Source organism: Lysinibacillus sp. NPDC093190, assembly GCF_050280425.1.
GTDB lineage: Bacteria > Bacillota > Bacilli > Bacillales_A > Planococcaceae > Lysinibacillus.
The window spans coordinates 247,313-269,483 of the sequence record NZ_JBNNVG010000002.1; the positions used below are offsets into that span (position 1 = coordinate 247,313).

Below are 22,171 nucleotides of genomic sequence, written 5' to 3' on the forward strand. Positions count from 1 at the left end.
GTTACTGTCTGCACACATCCTTATCCCAACGATATCCTAATCCTCTTTGGGTGATGATAAACTGTGGATTTTTTGGGTTATCTTCGATTTTGTCTCTTAAACGCATAATATATACAGATAACGTATTTTCATCAAAAAATACTTCATCACCCGTAATTTCCAGAAGAATTTCATTTCTTTTTAATACTTTGTAAGCATTCTTCATAAAAGTTAACAGAAGCTTATATTCTAAATTCGTTACTGGGACAACTTCTTGATTTTTATAAACCTTGACTTGGTTCATATCAATTTTTATATTCTCAGATGTTAAAATCAATGAAGCTTCTTCTAACTTAGTTTGTTTACGCAATTGCACTCTTACTCTCGACATAAGTTCTCTAACTCGAAAAGGTTTTGTTATATAATCGTCCCCACCAATATCTAGTCCCATTACTACATTCGCTTCTTCGTCAAGGGCGGTTAAGAAAATAATAGACATGGCATCGTTTTGTTTTTTAAAGTGCATGCATAGATCATAGCCATTTCCATCTGGAAGGTTGATATCTAATATAGCCAACTTAAAAATAGTATGATCAAACTGGTTTCTCGCTTCTTTTACACTAGAGGCTCTAATCACCTCATACCCTTCATTTCTTAATGAAAACTCGATGGCTAAACCAAGAGCCTCATCATCTTCAACCAGTAATATCTTATTCAAATATACCCTCTCCTTCCTCTCACTCCATATTAGCAGTTACTGCCAAATCAGAATAGCCTGACTATAAATAGCCAGGCCTTTCGTATTATTCTTCCCTTATCGTATCTATAATATTATCCTGCTGGATTCTTCTCAACGGTAGCAAAACAGAAACATAACTAATTAATAGAGCGGCAGCAAACGTAATGAAACAAGCCTCATAGGGAATCGGCCACGCAACCTTCAAGACACCGGAAGCAGCCAAATAAATAATATATGAAAGTATACAACCGAAGAAAATGCCTTGCAAGCTTCCAGAAAAACCGTAAATCAGTGCTTCATAGATAATCATTTTTTTCAAATCCCTTTGAGACATGCCTATGGATTTTAGTGCAGCCAATTCTTTTCGTCTAATCATGATACTTATAGTAATCGTATTGAGGATATTTAAACTGCCAATTAAAGCAATGACCACAATAAAAGCATAGACAAGAATTTTGATCACGAGAACGGTTTCCTTCTTGTCTTTATTCTCTTCAAAGTGATTAACCACTGTAATGGAGTGTTTATTTCCAATAGTCTTCTGGATGTCCTCAACAGTCGCGAGAGATTGAGCTGTATCCTTCAATACAATTTTAAAACTTAAGTCCTGATCGTAAACTTCGGATACATTTTGAATTAACTTTAACTGATCCATAATTTTCAGGTTCTCAGAAGATGCTTGATTGTCATTTGGCAGATAGATTGTAAGATCCGATTTAGTGGAAGGATCGTTCATAAATTTGGATGAAAATGCGATATCCATCAACGATGAAAAAGAAATAAACAAGACACTGCTTATAATAATTGATAAAATGGTAACCATATAGCGGTTTTTATTTCTTTTTACATTTTTCAAGGCCATGTTTAAGGGGAAAGATAAAGGCTTTTTCTGAACGGTATTCTTTTGTTTTCTGATTGCCTCTTTTTTAATTGACAGTCTGCTGCTGATTGCCAGCAATGGCGATATTTTGCCTGCAAAAAAAGCAGGGTAATAACTAGACGCTAAAACAGCTATCAGGGTAAGAATCGAACTGATTAATATTATCTTCCAATCGACATTGAACATCGAAATATTCTGACCATCTTCTAATAAAATCAAGAACATAGTTTGGAGAATAGCAAGTGCCAAAAAGCTGCATACAATCCCAATTGGTATAGCGATGACAGAAAGCACAACAGCTTCTTTCATAACAATTTGTCTAATTTGCTTTCGCGTAGCGCCGATGCTTCTCAACAAGCCAAACTGCTTCATCCGCTCTACGACACTGATTTGAAAGGCGTTATAAATGACAACAATTGTAGAAATGACAACTATACTGACAACAATAACAAGAATGGCCAGAACCCATTGCTCCGATTCCGGTTTCAAAGCTTGAATCAATTGAGTATTAATATCAATGTTATTGCCTTCAGTCATTGATTTTAATTCGTCTATAACCTCGTTAAAGTCTGCTTTCTCGTTAATTTCAATTAATATCCTTCCTTCTCCAATAGCAAACTCACTTTTATATGTTAATAATCGGCCCTCTTTACTTTTCTGTGTAAACTCACTATTATTCAGTAAACCAACCAGTTGATATGTTTTTCCATCCAGTTCAAATGAATCACCGATTTGAAGATCTTTTTTTATATAAGGAAGTACCCAGGAATCTACAGCTGCCTCATAGTCATTGGTTGGTAATTTGCCATCAAGAAGGCTATAGGTTAAAAATTTCAAGGCGTGATGATCCGCGAAATTCATTTTCACAGAAACATCTCCAACAGGAACGATGTCTCCCTGAGACATTAAACCAAACGATTCAATTTGGGGATTAAATTTGACTTTATTTAATAGCTCTTCATCATAATCTGAAATACCTACATGAAAAGAAACTCCGCTTAACTTCTTGGTATTCTCAATATGGGTAAGTTGTGATCCTTTCATAAAGAGGCCAATCGTTGAAATTAACGCTACAGAGAGTACGATTCCAACCAAGGTCAAAATGGTTCGTTTCATATTCTTCTTTAAATACCTGGTACCTAATTGCTGATAACTATGAATCAAAATCATTGTCCTCCAGTCTGTAACTTTTTCTCAGTCAGTCGCTGATCAGAAATGATTTTACCGTCTTGTATTGTGATGATCCGATCCGAAGCCGATGCTATCGTTAAATCGTGAGTAATCATGACAATGGTTTGATTGTATTTTTTTGCCGTGAATCTTAATAAATCCATAACTTCTTTCGTATTTCGAGTATCCAAATTACCAGTTGGCTCATCTGCAAGAATCAAATGCGGACGATTAATAAGCGCTCTACCAATTGAAACCCGTTGCTGTTGCCCTCCAGATAGTTCGGAAGGCAAGTGATTCATGCGTTCTTGAAGCCCAAGGATATTAATAATTTCATTTAGATACTCCATATCTATAGATTCACTATCTAATAACGTAGGCAACGCAATATTTTCCTGAACATTTAATACTGGTATCAAATTAAAGAATTGAAAAATAAATCCGACTTTTCTTCTTCTAAATATGGAAAGCTCATTATCTGTATATTTATAAATATCACTGTCCCCAATGAATACCTTTCCTGAACTAGGGTGATCCAATCCACCTAAAATATGTAGCAGTGTACTTTTTCCAGAACCAGAAGCACCGACAATTGAGACAAACTCGCCTTGCTGAATAGAAAGATCGATCCCCTTTAATGCATCTACCCTGTTATTACCTTCGCCATAACTTTTCACTACATTTTCCATTCGTACAACTTCCATATAATCCATCCTCTCCTCAATCAATTATGCCTCGGCATAATTGCGTCCAGAATCGGCTTTGTGCTTAGGCCTGCGTGAGGGCCGACACGATGTCGGTCATTTCGGTAATGCCACAGGACGTGGCGTTTTTACCGATGCAGGTCAGTTAGCCGTTATCGCATGGATGCGATGATTTTAGGCTAACATCCTTTAAGAACTCCTTTCCGATTCTGTGACATCCGCCGGAGGCTTTAACTTCTTTCAGTAGCTGACACTTCGCTTTCGCTACCAAAACATTTGTAGCTGACGCTTCGCTTTCGCTACCAAAACATTTGCTGAAAGAAGTTAATCTTGTATGTCTACAAAATTTACTTTGTCTTCGCTATCTGGATAGACGCTCTCTATTTCTTTGAAAACTTGGTTTGTCTTTTCTTTATCTCTGTAATCGAATTTACTACCACTATTTAACTGAAACAATGTGAGCATAGACTCAGAATCAGTTAATTCATCATAAGTTTGGTCATTTAGAATAACAAGATCCATGGGAATATATCCGATCCATGCTTGATGTTTAAGATAATGTACAGGTATCATTTGTCCATTCAAGTCTATTTGGTGAAATTCCATATCCCCATCGCTAAAAGAATAGAACAAATTCAGTGAACCGGGTAATTCTTTAATTTCATGAACAGGTTCTGAAATGATAGACCCACTGTTTGGATCTTTTCTTGCCCTAATAATTCCTTTCTTAACTAATTGTTCAGCAGTAGTTTTGTTAATAACTGCATACTTTAAATTTGATTCACCTTTTTTTGTTACTATGAATTTCATTTTGTAGTCAACTGTTTGTTTAGTTATATTTTTATACAACTGCTTAACTTTATTGACATCCTTTTCTGTGCCGATCACTAAAATTCCATTGACTGATTGTGGTGGACCTTCAATAAGACGTTTTACTCCAAATCCTATACCAATAAAAATGGCGATAACTAAAACTAAGCCTATAATTTTTTTCATTTTATTTCTCCTTATTTACTTGATGTCTAAATTATAGACTAGATATTCTTTATAATTGAATAACTGTTGTCTAACTATTTATCCGCTACTCTTACTCATTTGTAAGAATACACATTTTCTATATATATTAGTGTTTATTTACTTTTTGCAGGAGGAATTAAGATTGAAAGTGCTTTGTAGATACTAACACCTTAAGGGCTAAAAAGTATTACTATTAACGGAACGGCAAATGGAAAAACTCCATTTTAATTTTAATCAAAATGGAGTTATTATAAGATTTTTATAAGCGGACTTCATTTCCAATTCACAGAATTTTTAAAATTATTAAAAATTTCCGTTTTTTGATAATTTGTGTCAATTCACCAATTTATAAATGTCCTCAATGATTTATAGCATTCTAATTAGAATTCGTTAATGGTAAAAAGCTGCGGCAATTTCAAGTGCTTTTAGTGGCTCTTTGATTGAATCAAGTGTATAGACAAGTTTTTCGTCCTGCCAAACAATTAAATTTCCTGATTTATAAACATCTAAGCGCGCAAAACCATTTTGTTTTGGAATAGGAAGCATATGTGTTTCTAAAAATTGGACTGTCTGTTTAGCAAGCTTCACACCTGCTTCTGGATTGTCTGTTCGTGTATGTGTCGCTAATGCCCATCTTCCCTCATTCCAACCAGTCCATAACGAACCAGCTCCAGCATCCTGATAACCTTTAATGTTATAGCCAAGATCAACCTTTTGACCACCATTTTGACTAAAGTTCTCAAATGAAATTTGCTCATTTGCTTCTTTAGCGTTAGGATATTGCTTTACTACTAGTCTTGCAATAATCGTAGCTGTCTGTAAATTTTTAAGTTTCCTATCATTGATTGGCAAATCCTCTTTACTTTCAAAAAATAGTACTTCAACTTGGTTAGCTTTTGCCTGCGCTGTTGCAGTTAAAAATGTACCTTTTGTTATCGGAAGCCCTTTTGGTAAAATTATAGGTAAATTCGTTTTAAGCTGGTCCTTTATATTTTTTAGTGCTCCAGCCTGTGTATTAGATGCTACTGTGTTTCCCTTATTTGTTTTGGGCGGTTCCTGTTGATTTTCATGTGATTGACGTTCTTCTTCTTTTGGCTTGTTTGTCATGTTAGGTTGTTGTTCTTCTTGTGACTTATTTGTCATGTCAGGTTGTTGTTGTTCTTCTTGTGACTTGTTCGGCACAGGTTCATCTTTATCAGAGCATGCACTTATTAAACTGAAACTTAAAAGTATGCAGGTGAAAAGTATTTTTTTCATGGCATTGGACCCCTTTATTTCTTTTTTCTATCCTTAATCAACTGAAAATTTTTGTTATTTAAGATCATTAATTCGTTTCGTCAATTCAATCAATTATGCCTCGGCATAATTGCGTTCGGAGGCTTTAGGCCAACAGATGTTTTTTGTGCGAAGAATTTTTTCATTTGATTGCCCCTTTTAAACCTTAATGTCTGAATTATAGACGAGTTATCCTAAGCAGATGAATGACTATTGTCAAACTATTTATTCTCCTAGTTTTTTGAGGGCAATGCTATCCAATTTATTGATCATTTCAAAGTAAATGTTGGCATACGTGTTTTCCTGTATCCTTTCCACCCAAATAGAATTATTCCTATATTACCATATAATTACATACAAATACGAATGGAATACCCTTTTTCGTTATCAATTACTTAAGGCTTTAACGAAATCCTTCCAACCGAGTTTCTATCTTCCATTTTGGAATGTGCCTTGGCTACATCTTTTAAGGGATATACATGGTCTATTTCTATTGAAATACTGTCGTTTGCTACCCACTTTTGGAAATTCTCCATATATTCGGGCCAATATTTCATATACGGGAGTCCATTTGTTCTTGTTAAAAATAGAGATCCTTTTTCTTGGAGTTTCATTATATCAAATGGCTGAACATATCCACTTGACTGACCATACATCACTAGATACCCCCCTAAACCAAGACTATTCAGATTTGATTCAAAGGTATCCTTTCCAACCCCATCATAAACCACACGGACACCCTCCCCATTTGTTATTTCTCTAACTTTCTCAGAAATGTTCTCTTTTGTGGAAATCAAAACGATATCTGCACCAGCTTCAAGCACAAATTTCGCCTTTTCTTCTTTTGATGTTACACCAATTACTTTTCCTCCTCGAAGCTTTGCCATTTGGCATATTAAACTTCCAAGTCCGCCAGCTGCTGCTTGGATTAAACACCATTCTTCCTCTTGAATAGGATAAGCTTTATGTGTAAATGCATAGGCTAAAAATCCCTGTGTCAGTCCGGATGCTGCTTGTTGATCAGGAATATCTATAGTTATTGGAATCATTCTCTTTGCTGAAGCAACTACATAGGTTGCATAGGTTCCCCCGCCTCCACAGATTACCCTATCTCCAGGTTTTAAATGGTCAACATTTTCACCTACCGCTTCAATAACACCCATACATCGACTACCAATCGAAATCGGCAGGTTATTATTGAAACCTACTTCCTTTCCGTAAAATTTTTGCTTTACTAGGTCACCACGACGCATCTGAATATCAAGGAAATTCACAGAGGCAAACTTTACTTTGACGAGCACCTCATCATTACCTATTTTAGGGATATCAAGCCATTCTAACTGCATTTAGAGAGTTTGAACCTCATAAGAAAAGAGCAGTTGCCCGATAATAAAAAGGAAATTCTCTTTTCTATTACACCACTCGGCTATGAATTGTTTGAGGTTCACAAGGACCTTCATGAGCATATAGAAAAGAATGTAATTCATTTTTTAAATCAATACCAAGCTAATGAATTGGGTTTTTTAACTAGGGTATTAGAAGACATCTTAAAACAATCATTGGTTCAATTAGAGGAGTGAATTACCCCGACTTACCTTCTTTATGGCTACCAGAAACGATTAAACGGCTTGAGTCCTTAAAATTAGGGCTCAAGCCGTTTAAAATATTTTTTTATTTCCGTTGTCTAATAAAGCAGTTCAGCCTGGTTATATTGATAGAAAATTCCTTTATTTACGTTTTAATCTTTACAATCGAAATAAGGTATATTAACTAAAAATTGAACTTCATTTTCTATATTAGTTATTGAATAGGTAACAGATAGGGATTCAAAAATTTGTTTTACTATATATAGACCGAGACCGCTTCCACCTGTATTTCGATTTCTTGACTTTTCGATTCGATAAAATGGCTCGAATAATTGTTGGATTTCTTCTTCTTTAATTTTAACACCTGTATTAATCACTTTTATTTCAACCTGACTTTCTTTTGGAAGCTCAGTTACCTCAATAAATACTGTTTCTCCTTGTGGTGAATACATAATCGCATTATGCATTATGTTTTTAAAGGCTTTTTCTAATAAGTCACGATCTGAACGTACATTTATGAAAGAAGAAATTTGTTTTATTATCTGAATGTCTTTTTTAGAAGCAAAAAAACCGAGATCTTTCGTTATTGTATCAAATAATTCTGAAAGGTTAACTTCTTCCAATTGCAGTTTAAAGGTATCTTGTTCTAGTTTAGACATACTCAAAATTTCTCGAACCAATTGCTCCATTCTTTCGATTATTTCGTGGTTTTTTTCTAAATAGAAGTCACGATTTTGATAAGGGCCGATATTATAAATCATCCCTTCTAAATATCCCTTCATCACAGTGAGAGGAGTTTTCAATTCATGTGCAACAGTTGCGAAAAATTCTCTACGTTTTGTTTCGATTTTTCTTTCTCTTTCAATATCATCTTTTAATTGCTCATTTGCTATTTGTAAATCGATCATTGTTTGTTGCAAATTATTCGACATCTCATTCAAGCTATTGGATAGTTCCTCTAATTCGTCATTTGAACGAACTACTATTTTTTCGGAAAAATCCAGATTTGCCATCTTTTGCGCACCCTCATTTATATAAATGAGAGGTTTTGTAATGAACCTTGAATAAAAATAGGCACTACCCAATCCAATACACACTACAATGATACTTATATAAGGCAGAAAACGTACTAAAACCCGTGACGCTTCATCAATAGGTTGAAATGTCGCGAATACAGTAACCGTTAAATTACCTTCATCTAGAAATTGAATCGGCAAAGTAACAAAAAATGCATTCCTAGGAGTTTCTTCATTCTGTATTAATGCTGTTTTTGCCGTAACATTTGGTGGTTGCGTAATTCTCTGCATCATAAAATTAGGCGAATATATAATAGTTCCTTCTTTAGTTTGTAGGTAAATGAAGGCATTGTTATTTTTGATGTAGTCGTCAAAAAGCGGTATCGCATTTGTTAATGTTAAATTCTTAGAATTATGGATTATTTCCTCTATTCCCGATTGGAGCTGATTGGTTTTATATTGTTCATAAAATGTTGGAAGGAAGAAGTATAAAGTTAAATAAATCAAGACTGCAAAAGATAACAATATGAGAGACGTGATCATAAAGAGCTTATAGGTTATTTTTTTCATCTTCATGATGTTGACAATCCTATTCATCGATTTTGTATCCAATACCCTTCACTGTTTTAATGTAGGGTATATTTAATTTTTTTCTTAAATTTTTTATATGTGTATCAATCATTCGTGTTTCTCCTGCATAATCATATCCCCAAATTTTTTCAATGATGATTTCTCTAGTAAGCACTTTTTTTTGATTATGAAGTAGTAGCTGTAGAATTTCGAATTCTTTTGTTGTTAATGGTATTTCAATCTCATTTACATAAGCTTTATAACCATCCCGATCGACATTTAATTCATTAAAACTTAAATGATTCTCCTTATTATTACAATAACTTCTTCTTAGAACGGCTTGTACTCGCCTAATTAACACATGAAATGAAAATGGTTTTGTTATATAATCGTCAATACCGAGATCAAAGCCTTTCATTTGATCTTGTTCTTCTTCTAAAGCGGTTAACATAATAATTGGTATACTTGACTGACTACGGATCATTTTAGCAACTTCAAACCCGTTAAGGTTCGGCATCATTACATCAAGAAGAATTAGATCAAAGGCTTGTGTATTAAATCGCTTCATTCCCTCTAATCCATCTGATGCAACCTCTATCGTATAATTTTGCGTCATCAAAAACTGTTTAATTAATTCTTGAATTTCTAAATCGTCTTCTACTACAAGAATATGATAGTTCATCGATATATCCCCCTCGTAGCCATTATAACCGTTCAATTTGTAGTTTATGTGAAGATACCTCATATTCCCTTTAAAGCCTCTACTATCCTCACATTCATAAAGAAAATTTTCATTCTCACATGGAATCGAAATAACTATATTTCCTTTTGTAAAAAGGAATTTAACAAATGTTTTGTTTTGGTAACCCCAATGAGAGCACAATACTGGAAGGAAAGCTTTTGGGTTCAACTTCTCTACATAAACACCTCAATATCTCCACACAGATACCATATTGGTCATATACACTAGTTGTTAGGAAGAAAATTGATTCTATTATATGTGTTCTTTCAATAGGATGTGCACGTCTAGATTTATATGTCTATTCAGCAGTTTTCTTTCAACTTATTCAACTAAGGAGAAGCTTTTATGTATAAAATTAATCTACGTCCATTGATGTTATTGGTCGTATTTACGTTGATATTGTGTTCGTGTTTAACATACGTATCGCTTAAAGCATTAGGAGCAGAGGATATCTTCTTTAAGTTTATGAAGTCACTTGTTAATATGGCAATGATTAATAAATAAGAATCCATTTTGAAAAAAGATGGATTCTTATTTTGTCGTTTTAAGATTTATTTGTTATATTTTCTACTTATGATAGATAACAATTTCATCCTTTAGCATAAGATTTTTATACATCCTCCTTCATTACTTTCCTATCAATAAGGATAAAGTCTTTTTAAGAGCTTCAATTCTAAAAATCTCTACTGGTAGATTTCTTACATAAAATTTTGATTAAGACACAAAATTCCCCCTAAGATAAACATGTTGTAATTTTCACCTGTTTATCCTAAGGGGAACGTATGTTATTCATAACCAATATTTAGGGTATAGTTCATTTCTACTTGAAGGTAAATTTGTCGAGCAATAGTATCATAGATTTATTTAATGCATGAAAGAATTTCAATTAGGAGATGTAGAACCTTGTAGATGATAAAGAGTCCCACTGTTCTGGTATCCGTTCACCTGATTTTGATGAGAACTCCTCCCACTGCTCTGGCGTCATTTCTCCTCTTGGGTTTGGAGATTCCCATTGCCTCTGATCAGGAATCTTTTCTTCTGAATACGTGTTATTATCTTGATACATATTGGTTTCATTTTGATCCAAGTCTCCACCTAAATTCACCAAATTTATAAATAAACCAATGGCTATTCCAATAGATACTAAACCAATGGATGCTGCTACTTTTGTCCACATTTATTTCATTCCAATTTTACATTTTTATAAAAGAGTTTCGATAAAATTTTATTCCCGTTTCTTCTTCAAATTTTTACAAACCAAATTTCGTTGTTCAAGATAAACTACCTTATCAGACTGTTTAGCGACTTCCTGGGAATGCGTAACAACGATGATACATTTATTTTCTTTATGAGCTAGTCGTAAAAGATTAACTTATCTCAACCGAATATTTCATTTTTATTCAAATTAACCCAACGGAGAATTTAGGTTAATAAAAAGTTATAGATATCCATCTCATCATTTGAGGTGGTTTCTTTTATTTAAAGGGTGGCAAGTTATGGAACGATTCTCCTTCAACTAACAATGCAGGATAGTTAAAGAACATTTAGGGTACGTTACTTTTAAAAAGGAGTAACCTAAATGAAAAATCCATTCTTAATTAGTTTGTTTATGTTTATATTTTCGTGCAGTCTTTTCATGTTATTAGGAAATCCTGTTTATTCACAAACTACACCTTCAGATAAAATTGAATATTTATATCCTGCAAATAAGGAAAAAGGTTTTGATGAAACTGTAGATGAATTTTACCAGGCATTAAGAGACCTAAAGTATCCTGTACATCAGGAGCTTTATCAAAGACATAAGCAGGAGCAAAGACAATTGGATACTGTTCTTTTTAAAGAAATGTCTGATGCATCTGTAAATATTAAAAAAAAGTTATTGTTTAATGAGGTAGAAGGATTAAATTATGTAACTTTTGATGGAAATATTCTTCGTCCCTACCCAGATATAGATATTAACTACCATCAGACTGTTAGCCCTAATAGGCAAGTTTATTTCTTTTATTCCTTTAAAGACACAGAAACAGAATTTAGAGGTAGATATGCAATTTATGATGTTGAAACAAAAGAAACGGTAGCAGGCGGATATACTTATATGCCAAAGTCTCCTACTTTCAAGGAACACTTACTTCCTAATGGGCCTATCCAGGCAAAAATGCCTCTGAACCAGCAGCCATTGCCAATTGCATTATTGACAGATTAGTGATTTGGTAGCTAACTCAAAGTACCAAAGCAAATAAAAAGCCCAGCAGATTATGCTAGGCAGTCACCATTTATTCTTCCGCTTCAAGTAAAATAACACTTTCCAGATTATTTACAAATCTTCTTAATTCTTTTGCTAATTCATTATTTATATCACCAGCCTGATACCATTCATTTATAAGATTTCTTTGTGCTTCAATGGCTATAAAAGCTAAGTCTTCTTTTTGTTCTTCCTGTTCTGAAGAATCCATTTTATAAGATGAATATTGTAAGTGACGATAATACATTTCCACTTTTTGCGCAATATCTAAAGAATATTCATTCGTTTCTTGAACATGCTTTATAATTGATGATGTCACATAACCTTTTAAATCTTTTTTTACATGATTAATTTGTTCTACAACATTGGTTGGTAGTTTGCTCATCTTCCGTTCACGTAAAAAATAACGTAAACGACGTTTTAACAAAGTAAATGTTCGATTATTTAACATATCTTTTCTTTCTTTAAGAATATACTCAATTTCCTGTTGAATTGATTCATTTAATCCACGCTCAGCCATATATTGCTTCGTATAAATTATTTCTAATTCCATCCCAATTTTTCTAGCTTCCAACATTTGTTGCCTGTATGCTTGAAATGCTTCTTCTGACTGTTTTCGCTCAACATTCATTAACATTGCGTTATATTGATTCATTAACTTTAGAGCTATAGCAGCATTTTCTTCAACTGTTTCACGTTGAATACTACGAATCGCATGTTTTAACATTTCTCTTTTTTCATTCATTATATTTGGCTGTTGGGCTTTTTCTTGATCATTTAATAAAGGTAAAAATATGGTTGCCATTACTAAAGTGAATAAAATAACACCTGCAGCTAAAAAGATGAGTAATTGACGATCCGGAAATAATGCTCCTTGATTTGTTACTAGAGGTAATGATAATATACCTACCATCGTGATAGTACCACGAACGCCAACAAGCGTTGTCACAATATGATCTTTAATTGTTACTGTTTCTTCGTTCTTAAATATTTTTTTATCTACTACATGAAAGAACATCACCCAAACAAAGCGGATGATTAACACCATCAAGCCAATTCCTAGCACATATAAAATCAGGATACTATTGTGAATTTCCTCGCTTACTAGTATAGAATTCGTGGCAGAAGGTAACAGTAGCCCTAGCAGGAGGAAAATAACCCCATTTAATGTAAAAGTCACAATTGACCAAACATGTTCTGTTACCACCTGTTCCTGTGCAATGAAACTTTCGGTCTTTTCTTTAACAATTGCCGCAATAATTCCACCTGTTACAACTGTAATTACTCCTGATGCATGAAACACTTCTTCTGCTATCAAATATAAAATAAATGGTGTTAGAACTTGTAGCAAGACGTAAAATGTGGAATCCACTATTCCTATACGGCGAAGATGGAGTCTTATCCAAAATATTGATAATGCGCCAAAAATACCTATAAGTAAACCAACAAAAAACATATAAAGAAAATCACTTGTTGCTGATTTCAATGAAAAATAACCCGTTACAATCGCCGCTACTGAATATTTAAACGCGATTAACCCCGATGCATCATTGATTAAAGATTCCCCACGAACTAAATTCATTATACGATCTGGAATATGAACTCGTTTGGCGATGCTATTTACCGCCACTGGGTCAGTAGGTGATAAAATAGCCATTAAAGCAAAGGCAGCCGCTAAAGGAATCGACGGAATCATCCAGTGCACAAACAGACCACCAACAATAGTCGTTAATAATACTAATACAATAGCGTTGCCTAAAATCGGTAACCGCATTTTCCATAATTGTTCACGAGGAAAATGTGCTCCATCATGATAAAGTAACGGTGCAATAAACAATAGCAAAAACCATTCCGCTTCAATTTCAATGGTAAAATTCTTTGCTACTAAAGCAACTAGAATTCCAACTGCAATTTGAATTAGAGCAATCGGGATGAAAGAAATATAATGTGCCAGGACATTTGTCACTAATAATAATACAAGTAGAATTAATATCGATACCAAGATCTCCATGTACGGCCTCCTTCCCTAAGAAATATTGTTTTTCAAGGTCAACCAAGTTTTAACCTACTTCCTTCTAATTGTAAACCAATTTTCATATTTGTTCTGCTGTTCACAACAGTAAGATCTAACTTTACACAGTTAGTATTTGTTCACAGACTTAATTTACACCAATTCCACCGACGAGTGAACCATTCTACTAGGTTAGATACAGTAAAAAGCCGTCTCTCTAATAGTGAAACGGCATTAATAAAATAATTATTAGCAAGGGTCACTCTTTTAAATCAACCGTATTACATTTAGTTTCTTTTTCTAACCTTAAAATAAACATTAATTCAACATTAAATGATTTTTAGATGTTTTTCATTAAACCAGTATTTCACAATAAAAGAATCCATTTTGAAAAAAGTTTGATCAAAATGGATTCTTTTCTTACATATTATTTACCTACATAGATATAGTTTTTGTTGCAACTGTTTGTTGAAATGCCTGATCATGCTCAACAATCACCATTGTGGGATTAAATCTTTGAATAAGCTCTTCAATTTGCATACGCGAATAAATATCAATAAAATTTAATGGTTCATCCCAAATATATAAATGAGCTTTTTCACATAAACTTTTGGCTATAAGCAACTTTTTCTTTTGCCCACCAGAATAATGAGCTATATCTTTCTCAAATTGAATTCGGTCAAAATCCATCTTACGTAGAATGGATTTAAATAACGTTTCATCAATCTCATGCTCTTCAATAAAGTCAGATAACAGTCCCTTCAAATGAGAAGTATCTTGTTGAACATAGGAAATAATAAGGCCTGAACCTAAATTCATTGAGCCGGTATGCAGTATCGAATTTCCTAGAATTAGTTTTAGGATACTACTTTTTCCGCTTCCATTCTTTCCATCAAGTACAATTCGGTCACCTTGTTCCACTTTAAAGCTTATTGGTTTATTCACTATTTGTCCATCGTACTTAACAGACACATCCGCCAAAACAATCAATTCCTTTGACTGATATTCCAAAGGCTCTAATTTTAATGACTCCGTTTTTTCCACATTTTTTAGCAGTTTTGACTTTTCCTCAATAGCTTTTTGCTGCCTTGATTCAAGGTTCTTTGCTCTCTTCATCATCTTAGCCGCTTTATGCCCTACAAAACCCTTATCCAACTTAGAACCTGAATTCGTCGTCCCATTTTTGGAAGCTTCCACTTGATTAGACCAACCTGTTGAACGCTTTGAAGACTGTTTTAATCTCCCTATGTCTTTTTGTAGACGCTGATTTGTTGCCTCTTCATGTTCCTGCTGTCTATCAAAATTTAACTTCCAAGAAGAATAGTTACCACTTTGAACTTCAATATTTGCTCTATTTATAGATAAAATATGGTCAACGCATCCATCTAAAAAAATTCTGTCATGTGAAATTAAAATAAACCCTTTTTTCTTCCTTAAATAATTAGAGACAATCTTTCGTGCATCAGTGTCTAGATGATTGGTTGGCTCATCAATTAATAGAAATTGACCCTCAGTCAAAAAAAGTGCAGCAAGTAACACCTTTGTTTGTTCTCCATTTGATAATGTATTAAATGGTCGGTACATCGCTTCGGCATCTACATTTAAGTAGGATATTTCACGAAGATATTCCCAATCTTCTGCTTGGGGGCAAATTTCTTCAAAAATTTCATAAGTATACTTGTTTTTATCCGCAACTGGATACGGGAAATAATTAAATTCTACTGAAGAAATGATTTTCCCACTATACTCATAATTCCCTAATAATAAATTAAAAAATGTTGTTTTACCTCGCCCATTTCTACCGATAAATCCAAGTTTCCAATCCGTATCTATTTGAAAGTTTACACCTTCAAAAATATTGTCAAAGCTACCTGGATAAGAAAAAGTTAAATCTTGAACTTTTATCATTGACATGATAATTCCTCCTTTGTATACCTACACTTTTTACTTTTCATACAAAGTCGGCACATCCATCTATTCTAAATTTCTCCGCATAAGTTTGATGGATATTAACGACTTATTCGGAGTATTACATGCGTAACAATAGTGTCTGAATCGCTCATTTTTCACTCTCCTTTATTTTATTAGATTGAAGTTACGGAAAAAATTTTTAACCATGAGAGAATAAAAAATCCTCCCAATTTGTAAATTGGAAGGATTAGTCTTTCACTTATATTAAATAAGTTCTTTTTGCCATCGGAAACATGACAAATAAAGTGTAAACTGATTTATAAAAATGGACAGACTAATCCTATATTTTGTGTTTGAAGTTATTCATTTCAAATAAAAATATAGTTTAGTTAATCATTGTCCATTCATCAGTCCTCTCATCATTGTAATTTTATATTAACAAATTTTTTCATGGAATACAATTCATCATCATCATCTTAAATTACTGTTTGTTGCTCTTTTGATCACAAGCAGAGCACCTAGACTAATTCCAAATTGACTTCTAATACCTAATAACAAATCGTTTATTGAGAATAGGTGACATTCATACTTTCTAAGATTTGTACAACTTCTTCAGTTGGAATTTTCATATCATCATTTATCCATTTTCGAATTACTTCAATGATTCCTCCAGTCGAATAAGTGAAAAAATATTCTAAATGAGTCTCATTAGCATTTGGCAACTGTTTTTTTATTTCTAGAATTGCTATATCTTGTGCAGAATTCAAAACTGTATTTAATACACGAGAGCCATTTTTTTCATTAAAAATGATTTTACAGAGTTCTTTATTTATAAGTATCAATTTTAAAAGTTCATTTAGTATATTTAGTTCTCCTGAACAATTAATTGTACTCATCATCTTCTCTATCATTTCTTCTTCAATACTTCTCATTAAATCAAACGGATCATTATAATAAGAATAGAAAGTTCCGCGATTAATATCTGCTTCTTTACAAATATCCGTAACTGTAATTTTATTTAAGTTTTTTTCTTGTAGTAGCAGTAAAAAAGCCTCTATAATTACTTTTTTACTATACAATGTTCTTCGGTTTCCTGGTGTACCAACCACTTTTTTCCCCTCCCACTTATTAACCAAATTATTTCAATATGTTTTTAAATGAACAAAATATTAATAAATGATTATTTAATAACACATGTTTTCATTTTGCTTATTGTTACCTTCAATTAGCTTTAATATACTATGTCTACACCATTAAATCAACAATGTGTATAATTAATAACTTGTCGTTCAAATAATAACTAGTTGGTTTAATGTGCTGTATGTAATATTAAGATGAAAGGAAGCTGTTAATGGCAAAGTATCTTTATAAATTAGGAAAATTGGCTGCAAACAATAGTAAAAAAATAATTGGAGGCTCATTAATAATTCTCCTTCTGATAGCAATTATTGCAATGAACCTGGGATCAAATTTTTCTGAGGACATGTCTATACCTGGGGCAGAATCAGAAAAAGCCCTTCACCTCATAAAAAAGGAATTTCCCTCAAATACAGGTCAAGTACAGTTAGTATTTAAAGCACCCGAAAATAAAACCTTAGATTCTGAAGAGATTAACAATGTAATTACGGATACATTGAGAGCGATAAAAGAAAAAGATAGTCATATTGTTTCTGTAGCAAGCCCTTTAGAGTTAGGAAATTTAAGTAAAGAAAAGAAAATTGGTTATGCAATTGTTACTTATAATGTAGCAGCAGACAAGGTATCGGAAAAATCAAAGAAAAATATTACAGAGAATATCGAAAATATACGTGATGCTGGCATTCAAACAGAACTAACTGGTGATGTTTTATTTTCTGAAATGGAAATTGGAGGAACAACAGAATTAATTGGGGTAGTTGTTGCTTTTGTTATATTGGCAATTACTTTTATTTCCTTCTTAGCGGCCGGGTTGCCAATTATTACGGCGGTGATTGGACTAGCTATAGGAATTTTATTAATTATGATTGGCACAAATTATTTGGAAATTACCTCTGTTTCGATAACGTTAGCAGCAATGTTAGGGCTGGCAGTAGGCATTGATTATGCTCTCTTTATTATGACTCGTTTTAGACAGCAAAGGAAAGAAGGATATTCTGTCCAAGAGTCTGTAGCAATTGCAAACGGAACAGCCGGTAGTGCTGTAGTGTTTGCTGGTATAACAGTCATCATTGCGCTCTTAGGTTTATCTGTTGCAAAAATACCATTTTTAACAATGATGGGTCTATCTGCTGCTCTTTGCGTATTATTCGCAATATTTATTGCAATAATTGTGGTTCCAGCCTTTTTAGGTCTAATCGGACATAAAGTTGGACCAGATAGAAAAAATACTTTTTTAAGTAAAATTATTAAAAGTGATAAAAAACTAACTACTTCCGATAGATGGGGAAATTTTGTAGCAAAACGACCGTGGAGGGTGGCAATCATTGGAGTTTTACTTTTATCTATAATTGCTATTCCTATTTCCCATATGGAACTCGCATTACCAGATAACGGTTCGAAAAATGAAAAGACAACAGAAAGAAGAGCATATGATTTACTTGCCAAAGCTTATGGCCCAGGTCATCTTGCAACATTAATTGTAGCGGCTAAAACCTCCAGCGAAACAACCAATCCACAAGTAGCCTTAAATGATACTATTGAAGAATTAAGTGGGTTTTCAAATGTTAAAAATGTTAGCCCAGCAATTCCTGGACCTTCAGGAGAATTGTATCTTATTTCAATAACTCCAGAGACAGGAGCATCTGATTCAGAAACAAAAGATCTTGTAAACGATATTCGAGAAAAGGCAAAGACCTTGGAAAAATCCGAACATATAAAATTAATGGTTACAGGTACTACGGCGGTAAACATTGATATATCACAAAAATTGAGTGATGCATTGCCAATATTCGCTTTATTAATTATTGGATTTTCATTCATTTTATTAGTACTAGTATTCAGGTCAATTTTAGTTCCATTAAAAGCAGTACTAGGATTTTTACTATCTTTAGGTGCAACATTAGGATTCACTGTATTTGTTATTCAAGATGGAAATTTAATTGATTTATTTGGATTTCCTATTGCCAATCCTGTATTAAGCTTCTTACCAGTCATTGTGATCGGAATTTTATTTGGGTTAGCAATGGACTATGAGGTTTTTCTAGTTAGTAGAACGCGTGAAGTATATACACATACCGGGGATGCACGTAAAGCTGTTTTAGCCGGAATGAAAGATAGTGGTGGAGTAGTAACAGCTGCAGGGTTGATTATGATTTCAGTATTTACTGGATTCATGTTAGCTCCAGATCCAATAATTAAAGCGATGGGCTTTTCACTCACATTTGGCGTTATATTTGATGCTTTTGTAGTAAGAATGGCTATTGTACCGGCAGTAATGATCTTAATGGGAAAAGCTTCTTGGTACTTACCAAAATGGCTAGATAAATTACTACCAAATTTAGATATTGAGGGAGAATCATTTATGAAAGAAATAAAAGGAAAAGAAAAAATGTTAAGTTCGAATAAGGAATAAAGAACTCTCTTTAAGAAGATTTAAGTACGGCGAGTGAAAAAAATTCACTCGCTATTTCTTTATCCATATATAGTTATAACTATTGTGATTATACCTGTAACTCGCCCCCTTCTCCTACACTTGACTTAGCAGATTCTGGATATTATTATAAAATAAAATCCAAACAGAGGTAATATCATTATGATAACAACCTTTTTAGCGGTGCTCCATTAGAAAGTTTATACAGAGTTCGAGTTAAACTGAAATAATTTGAATTTTCGTGGGTGATGATATGAAAATTTCAATAGAAGAAATAAGACAAGAATTAGAAGAAGAAATTCTTATTAGATGTCATGAGGTTGATGACGAAATATATGAAATCATAAACAAGCTGAAAACTGAAAACCTCATTTTAATTGGACATCAAAATGATAATCTTCACCGCATTAAGCTAAGTGATATCTATTATTTCGAAGCAGTCGAGGGAAAAGTGTTTATGTACTGCAAGGACAACGTTTTTGAGATAAAACAAAAACTATACGAGTTAGAGGAATTATGCAAAGGGAAAAACTGTTTTCGCGCATCGAAATCAACAATTTTGAACATCACCAAAATTTCATCTGTTTATCCGACTATAAGTGGTCGATTCGAAGCTGTCCTGGATAACGGAGAACGTACTGTTATATCAAGGCAGTATGTACCTGTCCTTAAAAATATGCTTGGTTTGTAAAGAGGGATACATATGAATTTTTTTGAATTTGTCCAAAAGATAATTAAGAATTTCTTTATCATCTTCGGATCCATAATCATGATTATTACTATATTGCGACAAATGTATGATTCTGACATGGCCTTTGATTTGAAGTCAATTTATATCCTTATGGCATTTTCATTTTTAGGTGCATTAACGGGATTTATTTTATATTCTCCGAATGATCTAAGTGAGAAAAAAATGCGTATAAGGATTATTATTCATTTCTTCACTTTGGAGATTTTATTGATTGTCCTTGGCAGCGCTATGAATCTTGTAACTGGTCCGGGGGTAATCATTCTTGCACTGCAAATTGCCGTAATCTATATCATTGTTCATCTACTGTCATGGCGAAATGATAAAAAAGATGCAAAAAAAATCAATGAAAAACTAAAGTCAATTAAGAAAGACTTTGGTGAGTAGTCAAGAAAATCAATAAGCAGTACAGTAGTTGGCTGCAACAGATTATTTTACGGTAAGCTTTGAGCTTACCGTTTTTTGCATCTTATTGGCTTATAAATACAACTTACCGTTTTTCCATATACATCCTTTCATCTGTTTATTATGATGATTTCATAAAAATTTTTCCAATGAGGAGGAAATAACTATGGGAACTTTACTATTTTTAATGGCATTTATTTTCGAGATTGCTTTTGCAATCTACTGCATAGCAACTAAGCAAAACCATAAAAAAATAAAGAATTGGATTAGAATTGCTGTATTTATTGTATTTGTAATACTTACTGTTTCATCGGTGATTGTCTGGAGTTTTTGCTGGGTAATGCTTGCTATCCTACTTTTCTTATTAGCCGTAAAAGGGACAGTATCTCTTATCCTAAAGAAAACGAATATCAAACAATACAAAACTTCTAACATTGTGTGGAAGTCCATTATGATGATATTAATATTTGTCTTTGTACTTTCACCTGTCATTATTTTTCCACAGCATCAATCACCAAAAGTGACAGGAGAATATGAAGTCGCAACCGTTACTGACACATATATTGACAAGAATCGTATTGAGGAGTTTTCTGACAAGGGGGACAACAGAATTGTTAATGTGGAATTTTGGTATCCCAAAAACGCAGATGGAACATACCCTCTATTAGTATTTTCACATGGAGCATATGGTATTAAGACAAGTAACGGATCTACTTATACTGAGCTAGCAAGCAACGGTTATGTAGTGGTTTCCATCGATCATCCTTATCATTCCTTCTATACTCGTTCAGAGGATGGAATAGTAACTATGATCAGTTCAGATTTTAAAAATGAAGTCAAAAATACGAATAAAGGTGTTTATTCGAATGAAGAATGGTACAATATCATTGAAAAATGGATGAAACTGCGAACAAACGATATGAATTTTGTCATTGATACAATACTTACAAAAGCTAAAAGTGACAATGACCCTATTTATCAACATATCAATACAGAGAAAATTGGTGTGTTTGGGCACTCAATGGGAGGTGCTGCAAGTGTGTGGCTAGGTAGAGCACGCAATGATGTAAGTGCAGTAGTAAATATCGATGCCCCTTTCTTTAGTGAACTTGTTTATAACAAAGCTGATGATAATTTTATGGCAAGCAGCAAAGCCTACACAACCCCTCTTTTTAACATTTATTCAGACGATGTTTGGAGTCAACTGGATCGTACCCCTGTTTATGTAGCGAACAAACTCAACAATAAACAGTTCGAAGGAGCATATACAACTCATTTTAAAAGGGCAAAACATTTAAGCTTGACCGATTTACCGCTTTTCTCTCCTATAATGGCAAATATTCTACAAGGAGGAAAAGCCGACATTGATAAATATTACTGCATTGAAACTGAAAATGAACTAATTCTTAAATTTTTTGACTTTGCATTAAAGGGAATCGGCCATTTCACTCCCAAAGAGACATATTGATCACAAAATTTTTTTCGTCGTTATTTAGGATACGGCCCTCCCATCAAATACTTGTATAAATTTTAATAGAGGAAGCCCATTAACTTTAAAAACAAAGACTTATTGAGCATCCTCTATTAAATAACTTTTCTTTCATTGAA

The 22,171-nt window shown here is 33.3% G+C and carries 17 protein-coding genes and 3 pseudogenes; 6 read left to right on the forward strand and 14 right to left on the reverse strand.

Annotated elements, in window-relative coordinates; all coding sequences use genetic code 11:
- Window position 1 precedes the first annotated feature (1 nt).
- The 9 genes and pseudogenes from ACQKOF_RS03205 to ACQKOF_RS03245 form a co-directional block, all read right to left on the reverse strand.
- On the reverse strand, window positions 2-697 hold the full coding sequence (locus ACQKOF_RS03205; RefSeq protein ID WP_427553645.1) for a response regulator transcription factor: 696 nt from the start codon (window positions 695-697) through the stop codon (window positions 2-4).
- A gap of 85 nt (window positions 698-782) precedes the next feature.
- The gene (locus ACQKOF_RS03210) at window positions 783-2,762 is read right to left on the reverse strand and encodes an ABC transporter permease (protein ID WP_427553647.1); all 1,980 of its coding nucleotides are present in this window, start codon (window positions 2,760-2,762) and stop codon (window positions 783-785) included.
- 2 nt (window positions 2,763-2,764) lie between these two features.
- Window positions 2,765-3,472 (reverse strand): ABC transporter ATP-binding protein, encoded by a 708-nt coding sequence (locus tag ACQKOF_RS03215; RefSeq protein WP_376071119.1) that lies wholly within the window; start codon window positions 3,470-3,472, stop codon window positions 2,765-2,767.
- 324 nt (window positions 3,473-3,796) lie between these two features.
- Window positions 3,797-4,468: a lipoprotein BA_5634 family protein gene (locus tag ACQKOF_RS03220; RefSeq protein WP_427553649.1), complete on the reverse strand. Its 672-nt coding sequence runs from the start codon at window positions 4,466-4,468 to the stop codon at window positions 3,797-3,799.
- Window positions 4,469-4,879: 411 nt separating this feature from the next.
- Entirely contained in the window at window positions 4,880-5,746 is an 867-nt protein-coding gene (locus ACQKOF_RS03225) for a hypothetical protein (RefSeq protein WP_427553651.1), read from the reverse strand.
- 413 nt (window positions 5,747-6,159) lie between these two features.
- The gene (locus ACQKOF_RS03230; protein ID WP_427553653.1) at window positions 6,160-7,110 is read right to left on the reverse strand and encodes a quinone oxidoreductase family protein; all 951 of its coding nucleotides are present in this window, start codon (window positions 7,108-7,110) and stop codon (window positions 6,160-6,162) included.
- A gap of 392 nt (window positions 7,111-7,502) precedes the next feature.
- Window positions 7,503-8,579: pseudogene (locus ACQKOF_RS03235) on the reverse strand (sensor histidine kinase); the annotation flags it as partial.
- Window positions 8,580-8,659: 80 nt separating this feature from the next.
- A pseudogene (locus ACQKOF_RS03240) lies at window positions 8,660-8,963 on the reverse strand (two-component sensor histidine kinase); the annotation flags it as partial.
- On the reverse strand, window positions 8,956-9,618 hold the full coding sequence (locus tag ACQKOF_RS03245; RefSeq protein WP_370045809.1) for a response regulator transcription factor: 663 nt from the start codon (window positions 9,616-9,618) through the stop codon (window positions 8,956-8,958). The gene ACQKOF_RS03245 and the pseudogene ACQKOF_RS03240, both read right to left, overlap by 8 nt.
- A gap of 405 nt (window positions 9,619-10,023) precedes the next feature.
- On the opposite strand from ACQKOF_RS03245, the gene ACQKOF_RS03250 reads away from it, so the two are divergent.
- The gene (locus ACQKOF_RS03250) at window positions 10,024-10,182 is read left to right on the forward strand and encodes a hypothetical protein (RefSeq protein WP_427553656.1); all 159 of its coding nucleotides are present in this window, start codon (window positions 10,024-10,026) and stop codon (window positions 10,180-10,182) included.
- A gap of 382 nt (window positions 10,183-10,564) precedes the next feature.
- Here the strand turns inward: ACQKOF_RS03250 and ACQKOF_RS03255 are convergent, their stop codons facing one another.
- A complete protein-coding gene (locus tag ACQKOF_RS03255; protein WP_427553658.1) occupies window positions 10,565-10,855 on the reverse strand; it encodes a hypothetical protein in 291 nt (96 codons plus the stop codon).
- Window positions 10,856-10,903: 48 nt separating this feature from the next.
- Window positions 10,904-11,035, reverse strand: a pseudogene (locus tag ACQKOF_RS03260) (ABC transporter ATP-binding protein); the annotation flags it as partial.
- A 222-nt stretch (window positions 11,036-11,257) separates the two neighbouring features.
- Here ACQKOF_RS03260 and ACQKOF_RS03265 point away from each other — a divergent pair.
- A complete protein-coding gene (locus ACQKOF_RS03265; RefSeq protein WP_427553660.1) occupies window positions 11,258-11,881 on the forward strand; it encodes a hypothetical protein in 624 nt (207 codons plus the stop codon).
- Window positions 11,882-11,951: 70 nt separating this feature from the next.
- Here ACQKOF_RS03265 and ACQKOF_RS03270 read toward each other — a convergent pair whose 3' ends face one another.
- The 3 genes from ACQKOF_RS03270 to ACQKOF_RS03280 all read right to left on the reverse strand — a co-directional run bounded on the left by ACQKOF_RS03270 (window position 11,952) and on the right by ACQKOF_RS03280 (window position 16,951).
- Complete coding sequence (locus ACQKOF_RS03270; RefSeq protein WP_427553662.1) at window positions 11,952-13,931, reverse strand: cation:proton antiporter; 1,980 nt, start codon at window positions 13,929-13,931, stop codon at window positions 11,952-11,954.
- A 435-nt stretch (window positions 13,932-14,366) separates the two neighbouring features.
- Window positions 14,367-15,845, reverse strand: coding sequence for an Lsa family ABC-F type ribosomal protection protein (locus tag ACQKOF_RS03275; protein WP_427553664.1), 1,479 nt, complete (start codon window positions 15,843-15,845; stop codon window positions 14,367-14,369).
- Window positions 15,846-16,405: 560 nt separating this feature from the next.
- Window positions 16,406-16,951, reverse strand: a complete 546-nt coding sequence (locus ACQKOF_RS03280) for a TetR/AcrR family transcriptional regulator (protein ID WP_427553666.1) — start codon at window positions 16,949-16,951, stop codon at window positions 16,406-16,408.
- A 242-nt stretch (window positions 16,952-17,193) separates the two neighbouring features.
- On the opposite strand from ACQKOF_RS03280, the gene ACQKOF_RS03285 reads away from it, so the two are divergent.
- The 4 genes from ACQKOF_RS03285 to ACQKOF_RS03300 all read left to right on the forward strand — a co-directional run bounded on the left by ACQKOF_RS03285 (window position 17,194) and on the right by ACQKOF_RS03300 (window position 22,031).
- On the forward strand, window positions 17,194-19,392 hold the full coding sequence (locus tag ACQKOF_RS03285; RefSeq protein ID WP_427553668.1) for an MMPL family transporter: 2,199 nt from the start codon (window positions 17,194-17,196) through the stop codon (window positions 19,390-19,392).
- A 271-nt stretch (window positions 19,393-19,663) separates the two neighbouring features.
- Window positions 19,664-20,101, forward strand: a complete 438-nt coding sequence (locus tag ACQKOF_RS03290) for a LytTR family DNA-binding domain-containing protein (protein ID WP_427553670.1) — start codon at window positions 19,664-19,666, stop codon at window positions 20,099-20,101.
- 12 nt (window positions 20,102-20,113) lie between these two features.
- Entirely contained in the window at window positions 20,114-20,545 is a 432-nt protein-coding gene (locus ACQKOF_RS03295; RefSeq protein WP_427553672.1) for a DUF3021 family protein, read from the forward strand.
- A gap of 184 nt (window positions 20,546-20,729) precedes the next feature.
- Window positions 20,730-22,031 (forward strand): alpha/beta hydrolase family protein, encoded by a 1,302-nt coding sequence (locus ACQKOF_RS03300; protein WP_427553674.1) that lies wholly within the window; start codon window positions 20,730-20,732, stop codon window positions 22,029-22,031.
- The last annotated feature ends 140 nt before the right edge of the window (window positions 22,032-22,171 follow it).

Excerpts from the sequence above, each read along its gene's own strand:
- ACQKOF_RS03230 (WP_427553653.1), bottom strand. The coding sequence starts at position 7,110 with ATGCAGTTAGAATGGCTTGATATCCCTAAAATAGGTAATGATGAGGTG.
- ACQKOF_RS03265 (WP_427553660.1), top strand. The coding sequence starts at position 11,258 with ATGAAAAATCCATTCTTAATTAGTTTGTTTATGTTTATATTTTCGTGC.
- ACQKOF_RS03295 (WP_427553672.1), top strand. The coding sequence starts at position 20,114 with ATGAATTTTTTTGAATTTGTCCAAAAGATAATTAAGAATTTCTTTATC.
- ACQKOF_RS03300 (WP_427553674.1), top strand. The coding sequence starts at position 20,730 with ATGGGAACTTTACTATTTTTAATGGCATTTATTTTCGAGATTGCTTTT.
- ACQKOF_RS03275 (WP_427553664.1), bottom strand. The coding sequence starts at position 15,845 with ATGTCAATGATAAAAGTTCAAGATTTAACTTTTTCTTATCCAGGTAGC.
- ACQKOF_RS03245 (WP_370045809.1), bottom strand. The coding sequence starts at position 9,618 with ATGAACTATCATATTCTTGTAGTAGAAGACGATTTAGAAATTCAAGAA.
- ACQKOF_RS03270 (WP_427553662.1), bottom strand. The coding sequence starts at position 13,931 with ATGGAGATCTTGGTATCGATATTAATTCTACTTGTATTATTATTAGTG.
- ACQKOF_RS03220 (WP_427553649.1), bottom strand. The coding sequence starts at position 4,468 with ATGAAAAAAATTATAGGCTTAGTTTTAGTTATCGCCATTTTTATTGGT.
- ACQKOF_RS03290 (WP_427553670.1), top strand. The coding sequence starts at position 19,664 with ATGAAAATTTCAATAGAAGAAATAAGACAAGAATTAGAAGAAGAAATT.
- ACQKOF_RS03250 (WP_427553656.1), top strand. The coding sequence starts at position 10,024 with ATGTATAAAATTAATCTACGTCCATTGATGTTATTGGTCGTATTTACG.
- ACQKOF_RS03255 (WP_427553658.1), bottom strand. The coding sequence starts at position 10,855 with ATGTGGACAAAAGTAGCAGCATCCATTGGTTTAGTATCTATTGGAATA.
- ACQKOF_RS03215 (WP_376071119.1), bottom strand. The coding sequence starts at position 3,472 with ATGGAAGTTGTACGAATGGAAAATGTAGTGAAAAGTTATGGCGAAGGT.
- ACQKOF_RS03225 (WP_427553651.1), bottom strand. The coding sequence starts at position 5,746 with ATGAAAAAAATACTTTTCACCTGCATACTTTTAAGTTTCAGTTTAATA.
- ACQKOF_RS03285 (WP_427553668.1), top strand. The coding sequence starts at position 17,194 with ATGGCAAAGTATCTTTATAAATTAGGAAAATTGGCTGCAAACAATAGT.